The sequence below is a fragment of the Treponema socranskii subsp. buccale genome (assembly GCF_024181585.1).
Lineage (GTDB): Bacteria > Spirochaetota > Spirochaetia > Treponematales > Treponemataceae > Treponema_D > Treponema_D buccale.
Genome location: NZ_CP054258.1, coordinates 213,038 through 236,069, shown reverse-complemented (window position 1 = coordinate 236,069; position 23,032 = coordinate 213,038). Strand labels below are relative to the sequence as shown.

13 protein-coding genes and 1 pseudogene are annotated in these 23,032 nt (G+C 50.5%); 3 read left to right on the top strand and 11 right to left on the bottom strand.

Annotated elements, in window-relative coordinates; translation table 11 throughout:
- Positions 1–10: 10 nt before the first annotated feature.
- The 3 genes and pseudogenes from fabF to HRI97_RS01090 all read right to left on the bottom strand — a co-directional run bounded on the left by fabF (position 11) and on the right by HRI97_RS01090 (position 3,057).
- Positions 11–1,261 carry a beta-ketoacyl-ACP synthase II gene (gene fabF / locus HRI97_RS01100; protein ID WP_253726112.1) on the bottom strand — a complete coding sequence of 417 codons (1,251 nt, stop codon included), beginning with the start codon at positions 1,259–1,261 and terminating at the stop codon, positions 11–13.
- Between the two features lie 97 nt (positions 1,262–1,358).
- Positions 1,359–2,101 (bottom strand): annotated as a pseudogene (gene fabG / locus HRI97_RS01095) (3-oxoacyl-[acyl-carrier-protein] reductase).
- The gene (locus HRI97_RS01090) at positions 2,101–3,057 is read right to left on the bottom strand and encodes an ACP S-malonyltransferase (RefSeq protein WP_253726111.1); all 957 of its coding nucleotides are present in this window, start codon (positions 3,055–3,057) and stop codon (positions 2,101–2,103) included. The pseudogene fabG and the gene HRI97_RS01090 overlap by 1 nt, the downstream one beginning before the upstream one ends.
- Positions 3,058–3,319: 262 nt before the next feature.
- On the opposite strand from HRI97_RS01090, the gene HRI97_RS01085 reads away from it, so the two are divergent.
- The gene (locus tag HRI97_RS01085; RefSeq protein WP_253726110.1) at positions 3,320–4,786 is read left to right on the top strand and encodes a DUF6938 domain-containing protein; all 1,467 of its coding nucleotides are present in this window, start codon (positions 3,320–3,322) and stop codon (positions 4,784–4,786) included.
- A 57-nt stretch (positions 4,787–4,843) separates the two neighbouring features.
- On the opposite strand, the gene HRI97_RS01080 is transcribed toward HRI97_RS01085, so the two are convergent.
- The 4 genes from HRI97_RS01080 to HRI97_RS01065 all read right to left on the bottom strand — a co-directional run bounded on the left by HRI97_RS01080 (position 4,844) and on the right by HRI97_RS01065 (position 8,920).
- The gene (locus HRI97_RS01080) at positions 4,844–5,479 is read right to left on the bottom strand and encodes a DUF4276 family protein (RefSeq protein ID WP_253726109.1); all 636 of its coding nucleotides are present in this window, start codon (positions 5,477–5,479) and stop codon (positions 4,844–4,846) included.
- A gap of 23 nt (positions 5,480–5,502) precedes the next feature.
- Positions 5,503–6,795, bottom strand: coding sequence for an AAA family ATPase (locus HRI97_RS01075; protein WP_253726108.1), 1,293 nt, complete (start codon positions 6,793–6,795; stop codon positions 5,503–5,505).
- A gap of 12 nt (positions 6,796–6,807) precedes the next feature.
- Positions 6,808–8,382 (bottom strand): glutamate--tRNA ligase, encoded by a 1,575-nt coding sequence (gene gltX / locus HRI97_RS01070; RefSeq protein WP_253726107.1) that lies wholly within the window; start codon positions 8,380–8,382, stop codon positions 6,808–6,810.
- An 88-nt stretch (positions 8,383–8,470) separates the two neighbouring features.
- On the bottom strand, positions 8,471–8,920 hold the full coding sequence (locus HRI97_RS01065) for a low molecular weight protein-tyrosine-phosphatase (protein WP_253726105.1): 450 nt from the start codon (positions 8,918–8,920) through the stop codon (positions 8,471–8,473).
- A 229-nt stretch (positions 8,921–9,149) separates the two neighbouring features.
- On the opposite strand from HRI97_RS01065, the gene HRI97_RS01060 reads away from it, so the two are divergent.
- Positions 9,150–10,922 (top strand): flavocytochrome c, encoded by a 1,773-nt coding sequence (locus tag HRI97_RS01060; protein ID WP_253726104.1) that lies wholly within the window; start codon positions 9,150–9,152, stop codon positions 10,920–10,922.
- Positions 10,923–11,772: 850 nt separating this feature from the next.
- Here the strand turns inward: HRI97_RS01060 and HRI97_RS01055 are convergent.
- The 3 genes from HRI97_RS01055 to HRI97_RS01045 form a co-directional block, all read right to left on the bottom strand.
- Positions 11,773–12,129, bottom strand: coding sequence for a hypothetical protein (locus HRI97_RS01055; protein ID WP_180487278.1), 357 nt, complete (start codon positions 12,127–12,129; stop codon positions 11,773–11,775).
- An 86-nt stretch (positions 12,130–12,215) separates the two neighbouring features.
- A complete protein-coding gene (locus HRI97_RS01050) occupies positions 12,216–16,877 on the bottom strand; it encodes a SpoIIE family protein phosphatase (protein WP_253726103.1) in 4,662 nt (1,553 codons plus the stop codon).
- Positions 16,877–19,882 (bottom strand): hypothetical protein, encoded by a 3,006-nt coding sequence (locus HRI97_RS01045; protein ID WP_253726101.1) that lies wholly within the window; start codon positions 19,880–19,882, stop codon positions 16,877–16,879. The genes HRI97_RS01050 and HRI97_RS01045 overlap by 1 nt, the downstream gene beginning before the upstream one ends.
- Before the next feature lie 154 nt (positions 19,883–20,036).
- Between HRI97_RS01045 and HRI97_RS01040 the strand changes: the two genes are divergently transcribed.
- Entirely contained in the window at positions 20,037–21,350 is a 1,314-nt protein-coding gene (locus tag HRI97_RS01040) for a UPF0164 family protein (RefSeq protein WP_253726100.1), read from the top strand.
- 53 nt (positions 21,351–21,403) lie between these two features.
- Here HRI97_RS01040 and HRI97_RS01035 read toward each other — a convergent pair whose 3' ends face one another.
- Positions 21,404–23,002, bottom strand: coding sequence for a 1,4-alpha-glucan branching protein domain-containing protein (locus tag HRI97_RS01035; protein WP_253726099.1), 1,599 nt, complete (start codon positions 23,000–23,002; stop codon positions 21,404–21,406).
- Positions 23,003–23,032: the final 30 nt, after the last annotated feature.

Here is a 23,032-nt window from a genome sequence, read left to right as displayed (position 1 = left end):
TCGGAAAATATTAAATTCTTTTCAATACGATAACGCCGTTGTGTCCGCCGAAGCCGAATGTCGAACTCATGGCACAATCGACTTTGCACTCGATGCCTTTATTCGGCGTATAATTCAAATCGCAGCCGCCTTCGACATCCTGTTCGTCGAGATTGATCGTCGGAGGGATAAAGCCTTCTTGGATAGCCTTGACTGCAAACATCGCTTCGATTGCACCGGTAGCTCCGAGGCAGTGTCCGGTCATGCTCTTCGTCGACGATATGTGCAGCTTTTTCGCGTTTTCTTCACCGAACGCGATCTTCAACATCTGCGTTTCGCAAGGGTCGTTCTTTTTCGTCGCCGTTCCGTGCGCGTTGTAATACTGTACTTCTTCCGGCTTTACGTCCGCATCTTTGAGCGCTTCCGTCATAGCCGCCGCTCCCCAAACGCCGTCGGGGTTCGGAGCGGTCAAGTGATAACCGTCGCTCGTTCCGCCGTAGCCTGCGAGTTCGGCGTATATTTTCGCTCCGCGTTTTTTCGCATGTTCGTATTCTTCGAGCACGAATACCGCGCTGCCTTCACCCATAACAAAGCCTTCGCGCTTTTTGTCGAAGGGACGGCTTGCCGCTGCGGGATTGTCCGCAAAAGAAGTCGAAAGCGCGTGGAGCACTTCAAAACCCGCGATGCCGAATCCGTTGATCGTACTCTCGGCTCCTCCCGCCAGACATATATCACGCCTGCCGCTTCTGATAAAATCGAGCGCATCGCCGAGCGCGTCCGAACCGCTCGCGCATGCGGTCGTCACCGTGTGCGCCGGCCCGTGGATGCCGAAAGCCATGGAAATATTGCCGCATGCTTCGTTCGGGATCAGTTCGGGAATCGTCATAGGCGGCAGACGGTGCTGCGGACTCTGCGAATATTTGATACAGCAATCTTCGTTCACTTCAAAGCCGCCGATACCGACACCCATAAAGATCGCAGCGTCTTTGATAACATCGCTGTTCGCTTCGATAGATGCATCGTCGAGCGCCATCTTTGCCGCGGCGACCGCATATTGCGAAAAGCGCGCCATCTTGCGCGCCGCTTCGGGATTCATATACTTGGTCGCGTCGAAGTTTTTTACTTCGCCCGCATACCGCGCTTTAAACGTACTTGCATCGAAATGCGTGATGAGAGCAACTCCGCTTTTACCCGCTTTTGCCGCAGCCCACGTTTCCGCAACCGAATTTCCGATCGGGGTAACAGCTCCCATACCCGTTATAACAACACGCCTCTTTTCCATAACCGCCAACTCCTGTTTATTCCGTTATAAAATTACTAATCAATAACATAAAAGCGTCTCCAAAAATCCGGCATGGTTTTCGGAGGCGTCCATAGCCTTATGCGCCCATGCCGCCGTCTACACCGAGCACTTGGGCCGTAACGTATGCCGACAGATCGCTTGCCAAAAACAGCACCGCGTTCGCGACGTCTTCGGTTTGCCCCGCACGTTTGAGCGGAATCTGAGCGACCCACGCTTCGCGCGCTTTTTCATTCACCGCCTTTGTCATATCCGTTTCGATATAGCCGGGCGCTACGGCGTTTACGCGTACGCCGCGGGAACCGACTTCTTTTGCAAGGCTTTTCGTATAGCCGATGAGACCCGCTTTGCTCGCGCTGTAGTTGACCTGACCAGCACCGCCGTGTATGCCGACGATGCTCGACATATTGATTATCGAACCGGATTTTTTGTGAATCATATCGTTTGAAACGATCTGCGTTGCAACGAACACCGCAGTGAGATTGACGTCGAGAACTTTTTGCCAATCTTCGATTTTCATGCGGAACGAAAGACCGTCCTTCGTGATGCCCGCGTTATTGACGAGCACGTCGAATCCCCCGGAAGCCGAAAGCGCTTCTTTAACGACTTCCGAAAGGCGGGCGGCATCTCCCGCATCGGCAGCAAGTTCGTGAAAAGCCGTACCCTGCGATGAGGCAACCGTTCCAGCTCCGATTTCGCTTCCGACGGATGCGAGCAGAGCCCCCACACTTCAGCGCCTTCGCGCAAAAAAGTTTCTACGATCTTTCGACCGATGCCGCGGCTCGATCCCGTGACGAGCGCCTTTTTACCTCTAAGCAGCATCACTCGACTCCGCCGATCGATTCGGCCGAATTGACGGGCGTGCTCGGCCGCTTTTCGCCGAAAGGAGAATCGCGCCAAAGCCCGCTCAGCACTTTACCGACACCCGGCTCAAGCACGCGCCATTCGTTCGCGGAATCCGCATCCATGACGTCGGCGAGCACTTTTTCTTCCAGAGTCCACCGCACCGGATTCGTCAAATGCAGCACCGCGTTTTTTTTCGCACCGCTTCCTTTGACGACTTTTTCTCCGGTTACGTTGCTGAACAAATCGATTTTAGGATCGGCGAACGTCACGTCCGCGATAGCCTTTTCAAATTCGTCGGCGGCTTTTTGCATGAGCGGACAATGGAAGGGACCGGCGACCGAAAGCCTGATCGCACGCCGCGCGCCCGCTTCGGTACACGCTTTTTCGGCTGCGGCAAGACCGTCGGCCGTACCGCTGATAACCGTCTGTTTGGCGCTGTTTAGATTTGCAGCGTACACGTCTTTAAGACCTGAACAGATTTCCTGCACCTTTTCAGGCGGCAAACCGATGATCGCGCTCATGCCCGGAGCATGGCCTGCATTTGCGGAAGCGATCTCTTCGCACACGCGCTGCATTATCTCGCCGCGCTTTTGCACGACGCGGATGAGGTCTTCAAACGAAAGGACGCCCGAAATGCCGAGCGCCGGAAATTCGCCGAGGCTGAATCCCATAGCAGCGGACGGTACGATGCCTTTCGCTTTCAGCACTTCGGAAACCATGAGAGAGGCGGACGTGATCGCGAGCTGACTGTTGTCGCTGCGGCTCAATTCCGCCTGATCCGTTTCCCACAAAAGCTTTGCCATATCTCTGCCGGTAATCGATGAAATCGAATCGAGCAGCGTCCTCGCTTCGGGAAAAGATTCGCACACGTCTTTCATCATGCCGGGTTCCTGTGCGCCCTGACCCGGAAACAAAAAAGCATATTTTTTCATTGGTACCTCGTCAAACTCAAAATGACAAAACGCGGTATTTTGTCATTCTCGATACATTTATATGATAGTGAAATTACAGGTTTTGTCAAGGTAAAAATTGACAGGTAAAAATTAACAAGCAATAGAACAAACTGTTTTTAATCCGAAGGGGGAAGCCTCCCCCTCGCGCACACTTCGTTGTGCGCTGCCCCCTCAAGCGGGGACACCCCGCAACGCCCCGTAATTCTTGTCACGCAGGCATTCATTGCATTACAATAGCGTTATGGATCCGCACGGCTCTTACACTCAGGCGTTCGGCAATCCGATTGCGCCGTCCGAAGTGCGCTTTGCTTTTTTCAAATACCGCGTATGCCGTTTTCTTTTTTCTCGGGATGATACGCCCGTCGAACCGGGAGCCGTCGCCGCAGGGGAAGCGTATAACGATTTCGGCATGCTCACGATCGTCGACAAAAATAAAACGAAAGGAAAAGTACGAGACATACAATCGAAACACGCGATCATCATCGGTACGATCCGCATGGGATTCGGACACTGGCGCATTGCAATCGCAATGGCGTCTGCGGCGAAACGTTTCGGCTATACGCCCTATCTTTTGGATTTGACGGCGTTCGACGGAAGCACGGCGCAAAAATCGATCCGCTTTTTACAGTATTGGTATGACGTGCTCTCCCGCGTTTCGCAGCGTTGGAAGTGGTTCAACAAACACGTGTGGGAAAAAGCGACGTCCGTCGGGAGCAGACCGCTTTCGGCGTCGGTGAACGAACGCATCCTCTCGCAGCTTTTCGAACCGATTTTGGAATTGATTCCCGAAGACGTGCCGCTCCTTTCGATGCACCCGTGGGTCGGACACGCGGCGATCATGGGCGGTGTCAAAAACGTCGTCAGCATCATCCCCGACAATTACCCGATGGGATTTTGGCTCGTCGAAGGAAGCCGTCACACTGTGCAGTCGCCGTCGGCATATATGGGTTACCGTACGCTCCTTTCGATGGACGGCAAGTGCAAAATCACGCGCTGTCTCGAACCGGACACGCTGCTCGAAACCGGTCACTACGTCGATTACGAAATCGTATCGGCAATCGAAGGAGACTGCAAACGGCGGATAGAACGCATGAAAGAAGGAAAGCCCCGCCGCTTTTTGCTCACGATGGGAGGAGCCGGAGCGCAGGCACGGCGTTTTGCGGATATCATCGAAACGTGCAAAACATTTATCGAAAACGGCAATGCCGCGTTTTTCGTAAACATGGGAGATCACGCCGGACGATGGAAAGAACTCAAAGCGAATCTCGATAAGAGCGGCGTTTCATATATGATGCACACCGATTGGAATGCGACAAAGCGCTTCGTCAAAGAAACCGAAACGGACGACGTGCGCGGCGTTCACGTCTTTTTGCACGGCGAATTCTACGCGGCCGTCTACTTAACGAATTTGCTGATGCGTGTAAGCGACATCATGATCACAAAGCCGAGCGAACTGTCGTTTTACCCGATACCGAAATTGTTTATCCAGCGCGTCGGAAAACACGAAGCGTGGGGTGCAATCCGCGGCAGCGAAATGGGCGACGGCACGATCGAAACGGAAAACACATCCGACTTGCACCGCACGCTCGCGACGCTCATAGAAACGGACGATCTGCTCGAAATGTACATCAAACATATACGGCAAAACGCAAAAGCCGGCGTATATGACGGCGCCTACAACGCGCTTCGATTTGCGTGCGAGGGGTAAACGCTCATTACGGCGCGTACGACGAAGCGGCTGCATAAGAAAGACGCGGGCGAGGGTTCATCGAGCATCGTTATATTTTTCTACGGTACGTTTAAAATTATTAAAACTCGGCGATTTATTGTTGCAGACATCCATATAGAGCGCTATCGTCGAAGCCCACTTTGATTTCTGCGTACCGATCGCTTGAAAACCGTCCTTTTTCAATTTTAAATGTCCGCCTTTACAGAGGGCATCCGCAAGCAGTTCCCACGTCCCGCAAATGCTGTCGTTTTTATAGCGGGATAACACATTGTCGAGCGCCTTCGGATACGCTTTTCTAATCGCAGCTATATCGCCAAGCAGCCACGCTTCCCCTTCTTCTATGGCAAGACAGAATTCCACTCGCGGTTTTGGGCGGCAATTATCCGATAACGATTTCAGCTCCGACAAAAATTTTCTTTCATTACGGTCATCCAAATCGCATACGACGATAAGAATTTGTTCATTATCCGCTTTATGCACATTACCGTATCCCCTCAATAATCGCGGAAGCTGTTCCAATAAAATCCTATTCGATACGCCGTGCGCGGTTTTCAGATTTTTAGGAATTGTACCAAGTCCTTTGTACGCGTGAACACGAAAAGTATTTTTTGTATGTATAATAATTTTCGGCAGCAAATTATCGAGCATCGCTTTCCCGGATATATCTTCCACCAATATTTCATAATGCACGGCGGTTAATCCTTATCCAAATATTCACTATACCACAGACTTCCCAACGGAATACCTTCAGCAACCATATCTTTTACCAATGTATCATCGCTTGCACGATGAATTGCAGAAAAACCGTCGGCTTGCTTTTCAAGTATCCAAACTTCGTCCGGTTCAAGAGCGTTGACAAAATACGGCTGATGGGTTGTAATAAATAATTGGGAGCCGCTTTTTTTCTCGGCTGCATGTTCACGAAACTCAGCTGCGAGGATTTCCAATAATCTATGATATAAACCGTTTTCAGGTTCTTCTATACAGATAAAGGAATGAGGTTCGGGATCCTCCATGAGCAGCATATACGTAAACATTTTAAGCGTTCCGTCGGACATTTGCTGAGCGTAAAACGGCTCTTTAAATCCCTGCCCGTAAAATTTCAAAAGCAAACGCCCGTCGGAAGAAATTTCGGTATCTATTTTTTCAAGCCCCGGTATTTTCTTGGCAATGCGTTCCAAAATTCCTTTGAATCGTTTCGGATGTTCCCGCTGCATAAACTGTACGACATTCGCAACGTTATCGCCGTGCACATCGAGATGCTTTTGTACGCCCGCAAGCGGCAATGCACGAGCCGAATCCGGAGAAAAGTAACTGACATACCAACCTTCGATAAATTTACGAAAGGCGGTAATACGGGGATGTTGCTTTAATGCTCCCAATGTCGTAATTGCCAAATGCCGGTTATCGTTAAGACGTACCACTTCCGTCTCATTTGTTTCTTCCGTTTGAATACCCGATTCGATTTTTGAAATAAGCGGATTTATATCAAATACGGAATTTTCATCTTCCGTAATCTGCGTTCCTGACGTTTTGCCTTTCCACGCAATCCCCACGCCGTCATTTAAAACCAAAAACAAAAACGGCTGCCCGCATCTTTGTCCTTTTCTTCGCTGCCGCAGCCGTTCCGTAAAAACAAAGGGACGGTGATTCTTATCCAATTTTATCGAAAACTCATACGTAATAGGGCTTTCTTCCGCACTCTCCCGATAATACAATTCGAATGCCATAGGTTCATCTATGTTTTGACCTTTCGAAAAAATCTTTTCAAAGCCGCCGCGCACATCGCACGCATCTTCCACGCCCGTCTTTAAACAATCGGCGATAAAACCGAACGCTTCAAAAATACTGCTCTTACCGCTTCCGTTCTTTCCGATAACGACGGTAAGAGGCGTCAAAGGTCTATTACGATTATTCCATAACTTTCCGAGTGTAATATCTTTCAGCGCTTTGTAGTTTCGGATTCGAAATCCCTGTATTTGAGGCATTTCACCCCCCCCTTAAAACTTCTCCAGCGCCTTTTCGATCCGCGAAAGACACCGCTCTTTTCCGAGGATGAGAATCGAGCCGATAAGCGGAGGACTTATTCTGCTGCCGGTTACCGCCATGCGCACGGGCATCATAAAATCTCCGAGCTTTACGCCGAGCACTTCTGCTTCCGTCCTCGCAAGATTTTCCGCTTCTTCATGGCTCATACCGAAAGCCGCATCGACGAAATTTTTTGCGCGAAGGAGTATCTCTTTCGTTTTCGCCGCGTCGAGTTTTTTCGGAACGATCTCTTCGACGGGAGGCACGGCCGGTTCGGTAAACAAAAAGCGCACCATCTCCGCGGCGTCGGTCAGATAGTGGAGCCGCTCTTTAATAAGCGGCATGAGGCGCATAAGGGCGGCTTTTACGTCGGCGCTTGTCATCTGCATGGAAGCGTCAACGCAAACCGGTTCGCCGTCGCTTCCGAGCGCGATACCCGAATATTCCGGCCCCACGCGCGGAGGCGGAAACTCACCGTCGGAATGAATCGGAAGCGCGGCATCGCCCGTTCCCGTGATAAACGGCAGCGTCATACGGTAAAGCGCTTCGTCCGAAAGCATGCGGATATACTGACCGTTATACCATTCGAGTTTTTTATAATCGAATACCGCAGGCGATTTATTTAAATGTTCGATTTTAAATAAGCGGCACAGCTCGTCGAGCGAATACAGATCCCTGCCGTCTTCGTACGAACAGCCGAGCATCGCAACGTAATTGATAATCGCTTCGGGAAGATAACCGCGCGCGCGGAATTCATCGACACTCGTCGCACCGTGCCGCTTCGAAAGCTTTTGACCGTCTTTACCGTTGACCATGGGCAAGTGACAGAATTCGGGGTGCTTCCAGCCGAAAGCGCGGTACATCTGTACGTGCAGCGGCGTCGACGGTATCCACTCCTGCGCGCGCATTACGTGAGAAATATGCATAAAGTGATCGTCGACGATATTCGCCAAGTGGTAGGTCGGAAAACCGTCGCTTTTGAGCAAAACGGGATCCGGGCTGATATCTTCGTTTTTCCACGTGATCTTTCCGAGCAGATAATCGTGAAATTCCGTTTCGCCTTCGAGGGGCACTTTGAGGCGGATGACGTGCGGTTTTCCCGCAGCGATATTTTCCCGCACTTCTTCAGAGGTCAGCATACGGCAATGGCGGTCGTAACCCGGCGCCATTTTATTTTCCGTTTGGATTTTTCGGATGCGCGCGAGGCGCTCTTCGTCGCAAAAACAGTAATAGGCTTCGCCCTTTGCAACGAGTTCTTCCGCATATTTTTTATAGAGATCGAAACGTTCGCTCTGCACATAAGGGCCGTAAGGGCCGCCTTTATCGCCGCCCTCGTCCCAGTCGATGCCGAGCCATGCCATCGTATCGTACAAATTCTTAACAAATTTTTCGTCGTAGCGCGTACGGTCGGTATCTTCGAGGCGCAAAACAAATTTGCCGCCCTGCGAACGCGCAAAAAGATAATTGAACAGCGCGGTGCGAACACCGCCGATATGCTGCATCCCCGTCGGAGATGGAGCGTAGCGAACACGTACTTCGTTTTCCATAACGAATCGATTATAGCAGAATAATAACGCTCACGCAATTACGCGCATCTGCCGGGCAAGGCGAAACGATGCAAAACGACGGATCCGCTTACGAAAGCTTTGCCGAAATCGCGCGGCAGCCTGCAAGCACGTCGTCCCACGTCGCATCGAAGTTTCCCGTATACCACGGATCCGCAACGTCGCGATGCACGCCGCACCACTCGAGCAGTTTGCTCATTTTATGCTCGCGATCTTCGCCGAATGTTTTCCGCATATAGTACAGGTTTTCGTCGTCCATGCCGATCAAAAAATCGTATGCGTCGTAATCGCTTCGTACGATCCTCCGCGCAGAGCGCGCTTCATGCGCCACTCCCATATCGTCGAGCTTTTTTCTCGTGCCGCGGTGAATATCGTTTCCGATTTCTTCGCTGCTCGTCGCCGCCGACTCGATAACGAAATCGCGTTCCCGTCCCGCCCGTCGTACCAAATCTTTCATAACGAATTCCGCCATCGGAGAGCGGCAGATGTTTCCGTGACAGATAAATAAAATGCGATGCATGCCGTCAGTATACACGAAACAAAATAAAAAAGGAGCCCTGCCGACGGCAGGGCTCCAGAAAGGAGAGGAGAAAGCAAATCAGATTACGTTTGCTCTTGCATTCACCTTTCAAACAGCGATCACGCAAAAAAGGTTACACGCCGCATCGTTACAAAACGGTATTTTACATTGAATAGTTTTAAATATTTTGTTATATTCGGAACACTTTATTGTATAACAGAGGTAAGGAATGAAAAAAATCGCTCTATTTTTATGTTCGGCCGTACTGCTTGTCAGCGCGACAGGTGCTGCGAAAAAAACGCAGGCGAAAACTTATTCGAAAACGATTTCAGCGCACAACGCGCCGATGACCGTTTCCGTAACGATAAGCGACGGAAAGATTACCGACATCGATTATTCGAAAAACCTTGAAACGATCGGCGTCGGGAAAAAAGCGCTCGAAACGGTCGCCGATCGGATTATCGAAAATCAATCGCTCGCAGTCGACGTCGTTACCGGCGCAAGCATTTCGAGTCACTCCCTCATCGCTGCGGTGCGCGACTGCCTCGTCCAGTCGGGAGCCGACATTAAAAAATGGACGAAGCCGAAAAAAGCGAAACAGCTTAAAGATGAAACCTACGATACGGACGTACTCGTCATCGGCGGAGGAGGCGCGGGACTCGCAGCTGCCGTCTCCGCGGAGCAGAACGGTGCGAAAGTCATCGTCATGGAAAAAATCGGTTTGCTCGGCGGAAGCACGAACGTTTCCGAAGGCGCGCTCAACGCCGTAGACCCAAAACGCCAAGTACCGCAGGGTATCACCGATTCCGTCGAAACTTTTTACAACGCGACGATGACCGGCGGTCACAACACCGGCACCCCTTCCCTCGTCCGTTATATGACGAGCAACGCTTATCCCGCAGTCGAATGGCTCGAATCGATCGGCGTGCAGTTCAAAGACAAAGTCGGCTCTGCAACGGGTTCGCTCGGGCAGCGCAGCCACTACCCGAAGACACCGTCGGGCAACAGCTATATCAGAGTATTCGAAGCATACGCGGCAAAACACCCGAACATCACCGTTATCATGAACACGAAGGCGACATCGCTTATTAAAAAAGACGGCAGAGTTACAGGCGCAATCGGAGAAAACGGCGGAAGAAAAATCACGGTCAACGCTTCCAAAGGCGTCATCATCGCAACCGGCGGATTCGGCGCAAACGTCGCGCTCCGCCAAAAAGTGAACACGGGCGTTTGGAAAGAAGTGAAGCTCGACAATTCGATCGGCACGACGAATATGTTCCTGTGCGCGCAGGGCGACGGTATTACCCTTGCCGAAAGCGTCGGTGCAAACATCGTCGGCATGCCGGACATCCAGCTACACCCCTGCGGCACGCCGGGAACTGGTCTCATGGAAAATATCCGCACATCAGGCAAAAATCGAATCTTCGTCAACGCTTCGGGTAAACGATTCGTAAACGAAAACGCGGCGCGCGATACTTTGTGCAAAGCAATTTTCGCACAGGACGGCAGCACGTACTGGATCGTCGTCAATTCGGTGCGCTATCCCTCACGCGATTTCGTCGACAACAACGGCGCGACGATCGTGAATATGGTCGCACAGGGTTCCGTCATCGAAGCTGCGACGCTCGACGAACTTGCGCAAAAGACGAAGATGAACGCAGCCGACCTGAAAACGTCGATCGCACAGTACAACTCCGTCGTTTCAAAAGAAGTCGAAAAAGACGAGTTCGGATTTACATCGAACAGTCCGGACGACAAAACGCTCGATGCCGGCCCGTGGTACGCGTGCAAAAAAGTTCCGACCGTACACCACACGATGGGCGGTATTCAAATCAACACGAATGCGGAAGTAATCGGCGCAGACGGCAAAGTCGTTCCCGGCTTATACGCGTGCGGTGAAGTTACCGGAGGCATTCACGGTTCGAACCGACTCGGCGGCAATGCGATCGCAGACTGCATGGTATTCGGAAAAACGGCGGGAAAATCGGCGGCATCGCGCTGAATCAGCCGTCGACAATAAATTATTAATAATTATTAAATGATCGAACGGCGGGTATGTATAAAGCCCGCCGTTTTTTTAACCTTCAGGCGCGCACATCAAACGGCGGCGCAGGGCAAAACTCCGTTCCTTAAAATTCAACAGTCGAACAAAATATCAATTTTGGAGACTGTTGAATTGGTGCGCGAGCGCGCACACGTATATCAGCGAGTTTTCGAAAGAAAACTCGAAGTTAAAAGTGCCGCGCTATTTCAGCGGCGCTTTTAAACCTTCCTTAAAATGCGGCATTGCAGAAAATATCAATTTTCGAAAATGCCGCATTAGTGCGCGAACGCGCACATGTTGATGTGCGACGTTTGCCTTACGGCAAACTCGCCGTTAAATGAAACACGCTATTTCAGTGTTTCGTTTAACCGTTCCTTAAAATTCAACAGTCGAACAAAATATCAATTTTGGAGACTGTTGAATTGGTGCGCGAGCGCGCACACGTATATCAGCGAGTTTTCGAAAGAAAACTCGAAGTTAAAAGTGCCGCGCTATTTCAGACGTTCAATTTGAACCTTCCTTAAAATGCGGCATTGCAGAAAATATTAATTTTCGAAAATGCCGCATTAGTGCGCGAGCGCGCACACGTATATCAGCGAGTTTTCGAGAGGAAACTCGAAGTTAAAAGCACCGCGCCATTCGAGCGGTGCTTTTAAACCTTCCTTAAAATTCAACAGTCGAACAAAATATCAATTTTGGAGACTGTTGAATCGATGCGCGTAAGCGCACAGTTAATAAGCGATGTTTCGGCTTCGTCCGAAACTCGAAGTTAAAAGCGCCGCGCTATTTCAGCGGCGCTTTTAAACCTTCAGTCCTGCTTCGGCTTTTGAGCAAGCGCCTCTTCGCGTTTTGCAATCTCTTCGTCGCAATGCTTTACTTCCGCAACGATCGGCGCGATCTCGGCATCATCGCCGCGAACTGCAGACGCCGCATCGCCCGAGAATTTTTCAAAAACTTTTTTCCCGAGTGCAAGCAGCTGTTCTTCTTTTTTCGTTTCGAATTGATGTTTTTCTATGCGGACGACGCTTTTGTCGCTGAAATCCTGAACGGCGCTGCTCGCTTTATTGAACGCGGTTTTAGACGCTTCCATCCCTTTGTCGAATGCCGTCTTAGACGCTTCCACGCCTTTGTCGAAATATCGTTTGATTTTATCACCGATGGCCATACAACCTCCTGTACATTTCCCCTATAATATACACACAAATAGCCGCGGTTGCAAACGTTTTTATAAAATATTTTCGGCGAAATATTTTACGGGCGGAGGACGGCGAGCAGCGTCAAATCGTCCAGCTGTTCGTCTTCACGGAGATATGCGTATTCGAAATAATTCGTTCCTTCCGCGCTTTCCTGTTTTACGCCGCAATAATAATTGTATCGATTGAAATGCTTTTCAAGAAACTCATCGATTTTTTTGTCGACGCGTACGACATCGGCTGCCGTTACATCGGGTGACTTGTACATGCGGAACACTTTTTCAACCGATACGAGCGCGATGACGGCTTCTTCGATCGTCCCTTTGCATGTCGAAAAATCGAAAACGAGTTCTTCGTCGGGAATCGGATTGTGAAATTTTTTAAGCGTATAAACGTTCCGTGCAAATACCGCTTCGATGATTTCACCGACGCGGCTGCTTTCAAGCTGCTCCGAATCTTCACCGACTTTGTGATTGCCGTGAACGTCTCCCGGATGCAAACCTTTTTCGGCACATCGTATAACGTCAAACGACGGGGAACGGAATTTCCGCGTCGCCTCTTCGATGCCGTCGGTATAGAGAAAAAGCACATCGCCTTTTTGTAAGTGAGTTTTTTCGACTTTGAATCCGCCCTTCATATTAACGAGAGATGACGGAAGCGGGCCGGCCGCCGGCGTTTCAAACAGCGTCAGTTCGGTTTCCTTTCGTGCCATATTGTCGTATATGTGGACGATATTGTCGCCCGCATTGCACATATACACATCGCCCGAAACGGTATCGAAAAGGCAGATGATTATCGCAGCGAATTTTCCTTTGATGCCGAGCGATTCGATAAAATCGTTTATCTGCGAAACGACCGTATCGATCTGCGTACCGTTGCGCTCGTATGACCAGTTTGCGAAATACGTACGGAAGAGCGTCGCGACGATCGTCATGAGAAGAGCTGCGGGAACGCCGTGTCCCGAGGCATCACATTTTATTAAAACATACCAGCGGTCATCAAGTTTTTTATAATCGAAATAATCTCCCGAAACTCCCGTCGCTCCTTCGTAATAACCGAAACACCGGAGATTGACTTCGTCGAGTTTTGCAAACGTTCCTTTTGCACCGTCTTCGCCCGTCACGAGCGGAAGGAAAGTCTGCTGAACAACCCTGCCGTCCATGAGCAGCCGTTCGTCTTTTGCCGCCCGAACAAGTCCGTGCGTCATTTCGTTGACGCTCTCTCCGAGCTGCCCGATTTCATCGTGTCCTTTGATTTTTATATCGTGCCCCGCAAGCTTCATCTTGTCCGCCGTTTCACCGATGATCTGCACGTGGCGCGCAAGTTCACGGATAGGGGCCACGATAATCGATGCAAGTATAAACGAACCGGCGGCACCGATCAGAACGGCAAAGAGTGCAATAAAGAGAGCCGTCAAAAACACGCTGCGGCGCGCATTGTAGACCGCTGCAACGATGTTTTCCGTAGACACTCGCATAAAGACGATACCCCTCACATATTCCTGCGAAGTGCCGTAACGATACAGTACCGGCCGATAAAAAAGATAATCGGTGTTTACCCTGTCAAAATGATTATAATCATACGAAGGAACGGAACCGCTTCCTTTTGCCGCAAGCTCATTCAGCGAAACGGTCAGCTTTGTCGAAAGTTCCGTCGTGATCCGGGCAATCTCTTCGCGGCGCTCAACGGAACGCTCGTCGGTTCGCAGCGCAAGCGAAATGCCTTCGGCATTGAGTTCGGCTATATCGGCTGCAATGCCTCCCACCTCTTTTGCGGCGGCATCATTGAGTTTTTCGCACCGCCGGGCGATTTCCCGAACGGTTTCATTCGTTATCTCCGACACCCCGTACGTGAGCGCCGAGTTCGAAATCTTTTGCAAAATTTCGGGATCGTTTGTCGCCCATACATACCCGAGACCGGTATTCGCATTGTTCGACGGATAACCGGTAATCGTTACGTACCGAGCTTCTTCGAGCGACGACATTTGATCGGGCAGATAATTCATTTCAAGAATATTTTGTGTCGACATATAGACACGCGTACTCGAAGACAAACTTTCGAGGAGCATATCAACCCGTTCGGAAAGCCCGCGCGCAAGCGTACTTTGCTGTGTGCGCACCATATTGATGCCGAAGGGCAGCGCAACGAGCACTACGGTAACGATGACGAGAAGCGTCGTAAACAGCATCAATTTGAATCTGAGGCTGATGCCTTTATACTTAAGCTGCATAAATCGTTTTTTCTTCCTCTGAGGCATACTATCTCCTGCAATAAGCGCGCGTATTTCCATACGAACGGCAAGCGTATCCCGTACCGTCTCCGTCAAGCCGAAAAGGGCAAACGCAAACCCTGCCGCTGCAAGGGCAATTACGATCCAAAACAAAAGCGTTCCGATTTGAATATGATACGGCGATGCCGTTTTAATCGGCTGCCACGGCGAACCGTAAGCGTATTGCCGTTCCATTTTCACCGTACCTTTTTTTTCGACACGGAAAAGCACGCCGCTCATAAAAAGTCCGCGATCGGAATGCACAAGTCCTATATGATACGCGCCTTCATCGAGCGCGGTGCCGGTGCGTATGTCGACGATGCGATTGTCCGACACTACTCGGAACGTTCCCTCGCTCCGCCGAAGCGTTAAATCATAGGGAGCCTTTCCGTCCTTGTCGATATATATTTCATTTACCGTTCCGTCGTAAGTAAAACCTCCGCCGATGATATCGATCGTGAGATTTCCGAACATATCGCTCGACGAGGCGACCGACGTAATATAGGTGACGGGCACATATTTGTTAAGCAGGAGCGGCACCGTAGACGCTTCGCCTATATTGCCGACATCATCGATGGCCGCAACGGAAAACGCATAGAGTCCGTTTTTACGGTTTGCATACGAAGTACGGCGCTCTTTTCCGAGTATGCGTTTCGGCGGTTTTTCAGCGTGCCGAATATCATCCGCGCGGGATGTCAAAAACGAAGCGGCCATAGCTTTCGCTTCGTCAACGCTCACCCGCATCGTGTGACGCTTCGTGTAAACAAGGCGATCATCGATCGGTGCGATGTACTGCAAATGCCACGTATAGCCGGCGATATCGCTGTCGGCCGCATCCGGCTGCCAGCTTATGTCGAATGAATTCGAACGGATAAAGCCGGCCTTATCCGTTTCGGGAAGTTTGATCGAAGGTTTTGCCGGTGCCGTCAAATCGAGGTAATATTCGGCAACCGCCGAATCCGATCGGTTTCCCGCATAGTCCGCCGTTCGTACTTTAAAATACCATTTGCCCTCGGCAGACGCATTTACTTCGACCGTCCGCTCTTTCGAAGTATTCATAATCGTATCGGGAGGTTCGGTCGATTTGTCTTGCGACCAACTCCACGAATAGCCGGCGACGCCGGACGAATCCGAAGGCAATTCGATGCGGAAGCGTACGCGCCTTTCCTTCGCGCGTTTACCCGTTTCGAACGAAAGCGGTTCGATCGAAGGCGGAGCAACCGAAATATCGGGTTCAAGAAGATAGATACCCGGCTTTCCGTTTTGGGGATTTTCCTGCCACACGAATGCGAGGTGTTCGACATTCGATTTCGATCGGGTGATAACGGGAAACGCGAAAAGGCTCGGAACACGTCCCGATGAAAGAGTAATCTCTTCCCAAAGCGGACCTTTTTTTTGCGCCATACGCACCGTTTCGATGCCGATCCTCGTATCAAACCAAACGGCGGACAAAGTATTATTAAACGAAAAGAGGACGACGCGGTTCGCATTCCCCTCTCCGCTGATTTGTTTTGCAGTGCCGGCAACGATTCCCTCTTTTGTCAGCTGTCCGACCCAAATATGCGAATTCTCGGAAGCGTAATACGTCCGCTCCCATGCGATATACGTAACGCCCGATCGCGTGAACAAAAACGGACGCTGATTGTGATACGCGGAAAAACCGTGTTTATCGTCGGGTGCAAGCGAAGAAGCGCCGGTGATCAGCAAAGGCATCGACCACGTCACTCCCGCATCGGAAGAAAAAGTCGCATAAAGCTGATAGGATATGCGGTTTTCAAGGATATACTGCGCTTGAAAAACAACGACATCGTTTTTCGGCATCGAATTGAGTACGGGAATAAACGGATTTACTTGAGAATCAGCGGGCAAAAAATGAGAAAACTCCGACCATGCAAAACCGTCGGGAGATGTCGCCGCATACATTGCAAACGAAGCGTTTTGTCCGAGCGACACAAAGAGCATAAAAGTGCCGCGCGAAGTCGCATAGATTTGAGGTGCGACGAAAGATTCGTCATAATGGGGAATCTTCACTTCGGTAAAATAAGCGCCGTCGTCGGACGACGTGAAAATCGAAATCGTTTTTTTTCCCGAAAGCACTGCAACAGCTACCGTTCCTCTTTTTGAAACCGCAGCGGAATAGATGTCGGGTACCCTCCCCGAATACGGAAAAGGACCGGCGAAACGGCGATTCGTCCGCACCGTACCGTCTGTATCGGTATAGCGGCACGAAAGTCCTATCGTTTCGTTTTTCGTATCGATCTCTTCCCAAAACACCCATGTTTTTTTACCGTTCGTTACGACACGGGGAAAACGGGCATCGCCCTCCGTTATGCGTACGGCATTTTCCCAATACATCGATTGAGCATAAAGAGGCGCAACGGAAATGCAAAAGAGTGCGGCACACAGCGCGGACAAAGGAGTGCATTTTATTATCGTTATCGTTCGGTTCATCACAGCAGCGCCCGGATCTTTTTTTGCAGATCGATAATCTTCGAAGAGTTTTTATTTGACGGTTTTTGTAAGAGTTCTTCGACGAGCGCATTTGCGGTAACGATGTCATTGCTCTGCAAAGCGGTGACCGCTTTTTGATACTTCGCTTCGTCTTCGGACGACAGCACGATAAGCGTCTCGCCTCCGATCGCAATCTGTATGCGATCTTTTAAAAGGAGCGCCGCATTGTTGTTCGGATCGAGAGAAATCGCTTCATTGACAAGAGAGAGCGCCGCGCGAAGTTTCACTTCGTCCCGTCCTGCACTGTCGGCAACGCTCTGCGCCTGCTTCGTAAGAGATGCCGCACGAGCGATCGCCTCGCGGTCTTGAGGACGGCGGCGGATCCCCAAATCGATTTCCGTTTCGTAGATGAGAGCGGCGAGTCCCGGATACGACGGGTCGATTTCATACAAGTCGAGCAAATCCGTATAAGCCGACTGCCGTTTGTCGGGCGTTTTATAATTCGCTTTCGCCATTTCGATGCGCTCGGCAAACAGAGACGCAAACCCCGAAGGATCGAGCACTTGCCGGATCCGCAGCGTTAAAAGACTTGCCGATCGATTGCGCGGGTAGACGAGCTGCAGCTCTTGAATTTTTTGCAGCGCTTGGGCGAGAAGCGCTTTTCCCGCATCCGTATCGCCTTTTTTTAATAAATTCTGTCCTTCGTTGAAATACTGCCGTGCAATGCTTAAAAGCTGTGACATCTCCGGATAGAGCGGTGCCGACGGAGAAAGAACACGCCCCGCCTGAAGCGAAAGCGCCGTACCGACCAAAGCGAGCAGCGACGTTATCTCTTCATCTTCGTCGATATTCGTCATCGCCCACAGCGCTTTTGCCTGCGTCAAAACGGATTCCGCAGCGCTGAAATTTCCGTTGTAATATTCGTTCCGCGCTTTCGTTTTCATGTCGCGTACACGGCGGACGACGATTTCGTTTTGCCGCGTTTGAATGCGCTCGCCCAAAGACGCAAGCCGCTCATCGGAAAGCTTGCGCAGTTCGGGCGATTCCTGATACGAAAGCGATTCATTGTATTTCGTACGCGCTTCCTGAAGCCTTCCGCGAGCTTCAGCGAAGTCGTTCGCCGAAAGCGCCTTTTTCGCCTGCTCATACCTCAAATCGGCTTCGTCTTTTGCACGCCGTGCCGCATTGACCTGTTCGGTCGCATAGGTTTTTACGGTTTGAGCTTTCGGTGCAAACGAATCGAGTTTGGTAATCGCGTCGCAAATCCGCTTCAGCGGCAATGCGTACGTATCGGCATACGGCCCCCGCGCCAAAAGCGTCCGCGCCGAAACGAGGACGTCCGTATTTGCCGCAAGCGCATTTTGAAAAGCGGCAGCCGCTTCCGCCGTTTGAAGCGGGTATTTCAATCTCGTACCGACACCTTCATCGAAGTTTTCGCCTTCGAGCATTTCGATATTGGCAAAATCCGTTGACCGCGCCGCTTCATACGACGCGCCGCATGCGGCATAGTACGAGGCGATTTTCTGCCATACTTCAATTTCGGCATTGCGGCTGAAGTCGGCCGCATCCCCGGAAAATTTACGGTATGCGCCGACGGCGGTATCGAAGGGGATTATTTCATCGTCTTCCGTATACTGCGCTCCGAGGTATGCACGGGCTTCCGGCGAGAGTTCGAAATTATCCTGAGAAATCTTCATCGCTTCGGATTTAATAAATTCGACGGAAGCAAGAAGAGAATCCGTATACGCTTTTCCGTCTATTGCCGCGCGGTCGTAATCGGCCGGTTCCGGAAGCGAAAGCGCTTTTTGTCTTTCGGCCGTCATCGCTTTACCCGCATCGAGCAAAACCGAAAAACGGGAAGCGAGAGCCGCACCGTAATCGACCGATAGCCCGAAATTTGAAAAGCGCGATTTTTCAGGCGTTCCGTCCAATTCACGCCTGAGCATATATAAAGCGTTTATCGATTTTCCGAGTTCCGCAAACGACATACATGCCGAAAGTTCTTTTTGCTCGGGAAAAGCGTTTTCGCCCGTAAACGCGCCGGCGTCCAAGTTATAAACGAAAGAATCGATGTTCTGTATAAGCATCCATCGGATTTCGTCTTCCATATGCTTTGTAAGGGCATCCCATTCGCAATTCATCGCGCCTAAAACACCGGAGTCCGCAATCGTATTGATGCCGAGAATAAAACGAGAAACGAAAGGTAAAAACGACGCATCGCTTACCGTCGCGTTTTCCGACTGCCCCATATTCCACAGTTCAAAACCGAGCCGATAGATACTGTTCCGCAATTCCGCAAATTCCCCGAAAGAATATTGCACGGCGGGAAACAGAGCATGCGCTTTTTCGACATCGCCCAAATGGACGACATCGGAAAAAGAACGTACCGAGCTCTGCAGATTTTCTTCGAGCGCTTTATATGCGGCGATCCGCTCATCGACATAAGACAAAGCGCTCCGTACCGGAATCGTTTCGAGAGCATCGGTGTGTTTATTAAAAAAATCATCGCGGTACATAAAAAAGCCGCTTTCCGCTTTTTCGACGGCATCCGTATAATTGCCGCCGTGCGCCGAATCCGCACTCGCCTGCAAAATCGAAAACAGCTGCCTTCGATACATCGTAAACTGCGCTGCCGATCGGGCTTCGCGGATAAACGAAAGCTGCTGCTCCGTCGGATTTTTTTTCAACGATTCGAGCTTCGCGATAATCGCCAATATTTTTTCCCCGTTTTCGGGGTCATTTTCCACAGTATCGAAAAGCTGCGAAGCGGTTGCGGTATAGAGGTTAAGTTTTTTAATAATTTTTCCGACACGCCGCTGCATATCTTCGAAGCGTTCCGGATGCGATACATTGAACTCGTAAAGCGCAGAAAGCGCCGCATCGTAGTCCGTCTCCCGAATGAGCCGGTCGATTTCGGCGAGGGAGAGGCTGTCGTCTTTCGGTTTTGCAAAAAACGGCGCGGCAATGAGAATACAGTATGCTGCGGCTAAAAATATTTTTTTCATTATTAACGGATTGCAATCTCCCGTTTAAATATATTGTATCATGTTTTTGCGAAAAAACCTACGGTACCGGTCTGCATACGGCTGCTTATATTTTCGGTATGTTCAATCTCGAAGTCGAGAAAAAATGCCGAAAATATGATATACTGAAATGCCGATGATGAAAACATTTTTTGCTCGTATGCCGTTACTGTTCGTTTTTTGTATTTCGATTCGCGCCTTTGCCCTCGATTTTACCGGAGCCGGCTCGTTCGCAAAAGCCTTGTCCGCGTTTTCAAATACGGATGAAAATGCCCTCTCGTTTTATTCGCTCACCGTTCCGTCGGGCGGAAGGGCTGAAGCGCTCGGCGGCGCATATACGGCTGTTTCGGACGACAGCTTTTGTATCGATTACAATCCGGCGGCAAGCTCGCTGCTTGAACAAAATGAAATCGCATTATTTCACAATATATGGATTGCGGGAGCGGCGATGGAAACGGCCGCCGCGGCCGCAAGGCACGGCGATTTGGGATTCGGCGGAGAACTCCGATTTTTTTACGTCCCCTTTTACGAATACGGCGCTTTCGGCAAACGAAGTGCGGACAGCCTCTATTCCGAAGCGTCGGCAACCTTCAACATATCATACAATATTCTCGCCGGTTATTATTTTAAAGGGATCGCGCTCGGCGCAAATCTAAAAACCGCATGGCGCAGTATGCCCGACGCATCGGGATCGATCATAAGTTCCGCAAGCCTTTCGCGTTCCGCCCTCGCACTTGCATCCGATGCGGGTGTCATGCTGCGCTTCAATGCAGGCAAATTTTTCGCTTCACGAGAGCCGAACCTGCGTTTGGCTTTATGTGTCCGCAATGCCGGAGCCGCGATAACCGGCTTCGGAGAAAAGATTAAAACGGACGATCCGCTTCCGACGAGCGTTTCGCTCGGACTGTCTTACCGGCCCCTTAAACGGCTGCTTGCCGCTGCGGAATTCAAACAACCCGTAAATCTTTCGAATATCGGAAACTATATGCTCGGAACTGCCGGCTGCGCCGTCGAATTGACCGTCACCGATTTTTTAGCGGTTTTCGCCGGCTGCACTTTTTCCGCCGACGAAAACGCCCCTTATATACGTTTTCAAAGCGCCGGAGGCGGCATAAGCGTTACGCTCTTTAAGCGCGTGCGTTTGGAAGCGGCCTATACTTTCGACCGATTTTCGTCGTTCAATCCTTTTCCGTCAAATCACATAAGCGCAGGCGCAAAAATACTGCTCGGCGACGGCGGAAGAGCAAAGCGGCAAAGCGAAGCGGAACGATTGTACGGCGAAGGACTCGCTCTCTTCGCCAAGGGTGATTTCCGAGGAGCCGTCGAAGTATGGAATAAAGCACTCGCGCTCGATCCCCGCTTTACTCCCGCAACAGAGGGAATCGAAAGCGCACAAAAACAAATCGATTTGCAGCAGCGCATCCGCGACGCACAATCCCTGCAAAATTAACAAGACGGAAGGCTGCCGAAAAAGCAGGCGGCTTTTGAGACAGCCCCATTGCATCATCGTTTTTTACTGAAAATCCGATAATTTATCCACGGGAACACGGGATGCTTCGCTTCGTACGACGTAAGCCATTCGGTGCTCACCGTATTTGCGCCGAGCGATTCGAAAACCTTTATAAACGCGCCGATGCTTTCCGTAAAACGCGCTTCGGCATATTCGGGGAAAGTGCCTTCCCATATCATATTTGCCCACGTACACGACTGCGCAAGCAAAAGTTCTCTCGCGCTCAAATTCAAAAGCCGCGCTTTGAGCCCCGTATCGTCGGGAAAACGTTCGGCCAAATCGATCATCCGTTCGCTTGCTTTACGCGCATGACGCAGCATCCAGCTGTTTTTATTTGCGATGAGCGTTTCTCCGTATCCCGATCCGATCGAAGCGCTGCAGTAGGGCTGCAGGTTTTGCAAATGTCCCTGTGCGGCGATGATATCTTCAAAAGACGAAAACGAAGCGGGTTTGTCTTTCGCGTAGCGGTATATGTTTTCGATCCATGAGACGCCTTCATGCCACTGCTGCAAAAACTGTTCGACTGAAAATGTACACACGAGTGAAAACTGAGGCACGGACGGCAAAAGACTTTCCGCCTGCACGAGTACATCGAGCTTTTTGTCGAAAAAAGCCGCCGCATCGATTTCATTTTGTTCGGCGGCGCGCATCGGATCGTAGAGGCAATCGGAACCTTTTTTTTCGGTGCCTTTATTGTAATATTGATAGCCCGACGCATAGCGCGATGAAGCACCGCGGAAGTACGGTGCGAGCCGTTCGAATGAAAGCTCAAATGCAATGTCACGGTTGACGTTGCAATAGACGGAAGAAGATGCGTAACCTTTTTCTCCGAAAACTTCTTCATCGGTACGGTTATCGCGGGCAAACGCGACCGTCTTTCCGCCGCAGACGACCGGTGCAAATATCCCTTTTTCAGCGATATCGTCGGAAAAAAGAAATGAACGTGCATCGAGTACCGTATAATCCACGCCGTACGTGCTCATCACCCGCTCGAGCCCCGGAATATAGCCCGTTTCCGGAAGCCAAAATCCCTTCGCGCGGCCTCCGAAAAACGAACGATGAGCGTATAACCCCGTTTCTATCTGCGCATTGAGCACTTCGCCCATATCCGCATAGTGCGGCAAAAAAATATTCGTAGCGCAAGTTGCAAGCAGTTCGACATATCCCTTCTTTTGATATTCGGCAATCTTTTTCAATAAATCCTGACCGTACACCGCCGTAAAGCAAAAGCGGTCTTCCTGCGCTTTTTCAAGATGAAATTTAACGACATCGCACATCGCAGCATCGTCTTTACAGCGCTCAAGTTCGCTTTTACCCAGTTCGATTTTCGCATCGAGCCACGCGATGTACTGTTGCTGCACGACGGGGTCTTTCAAAAGCGTACACAGCACCGGCGAAATCACGAGCGCAATTTTAAACGGAACACCGTCCTTTTCAAGCGAAGCGAACATATTGAGCAGCGGTATATAGACGTATGAAATCGATTCATACAGGCGATTCATCTCCGCCGCAAATCTTTTTTCTTCGGCGCCCGTGTGATAGATGAATTCCTGAAGATTTGAAATTAATAAAACAATTCTTTTATTTGCCATCGCAGTCTCCGATGTTGAAAATTAAAACTC

Excerpts from the sequence above, each read along its gene's own strand:
- fabF (WP_253726112.1), bottom strand. The coding sequence starts at position 1,261 with ATGGAAAAGAGGCGTGTTGTTATAACGGGTATGGGAGCTGTTACCCCG.
- HRI97_RS01055 (WP_180487278.1), bottom strand. The coding sequence starts at position 12,129 with ATGGCCATCGGTGATAAAATCAAACGATATTTCGACAAAGGCGTGGAA.
- gltX (WP_253726107.1), bottom strand. The coding sequence starts at position 8,382 with ATGGAAAACGAAGTACGTGTTCGCTACGCTCCATCTCCGACGGGGATG.
- HRI97_RS01090 (WP_253726111.1), bottom strand. The coding sequence starts at position 3,057 with ATGAAAAAATATGCTTTTTTGTTTCCGGGTCAGGGCGCACAGGAACCC.
- HRI97_RS01075 (WP_253726108.1), bottom strand. The coding sequence starts at position 6,795 with ATGCCTCAAATACAGGGATTTCGAATCCGAAACTACAAAGCGCTGAAA.
- HRI97_RS01060 (WP_253726104.1), top strand. The coding sequence starts at position 9,150 with ATGAAAAAAATCGCTCTATTTTTATGTTCGGCCGTACTGCTTGTCAGC.
- HRI97_RS01035 (WP_253726099.1), bottom strand. The coding sequence starts at position 23,002 with ATGGCAAATAAAAGAATTGTTTTATTAATTTCAAATCTTCAGGAATTC.
- HRI97_RS01050 (WP_253726103.1), bottom strand. The coding sequence starts at position 16,877 with ATGAACCGAACGATAACGATAATAAAATGCACTCCTTTGTCCGCGCTG.
- HRI97_RS01045 (WP_253726101.1), bottom strand. The coding sequence starts at position 19,882 with ATGAAAAAAATATTTTTAGCCGCAGCATACTGTATTCTCATTGCCGCG.
- HRI97_RS01040 (WP_253726100.1), top strand. The coding sequence starts at position 20,037 with ATGATGAAAACATTTTTTGCTCGTATGCCGTTACTGTTCGTTTTTTGT.
- HRI97_RS01085 (WP_253726110.1), top strand. The coding sequence starts at position 3,320 with ATGGATCCGCACGGCTCTTACACTCAGGCGTTCGGCAATCCGATTGCG.
- HRI97_RS01065 (WP_253726105.1), bottom strand. The coding sequence starts at position 8,920 with ATGCATCGCATTTTATTTATCTGTCACGGAAACATCTGCCGCTCTCCG.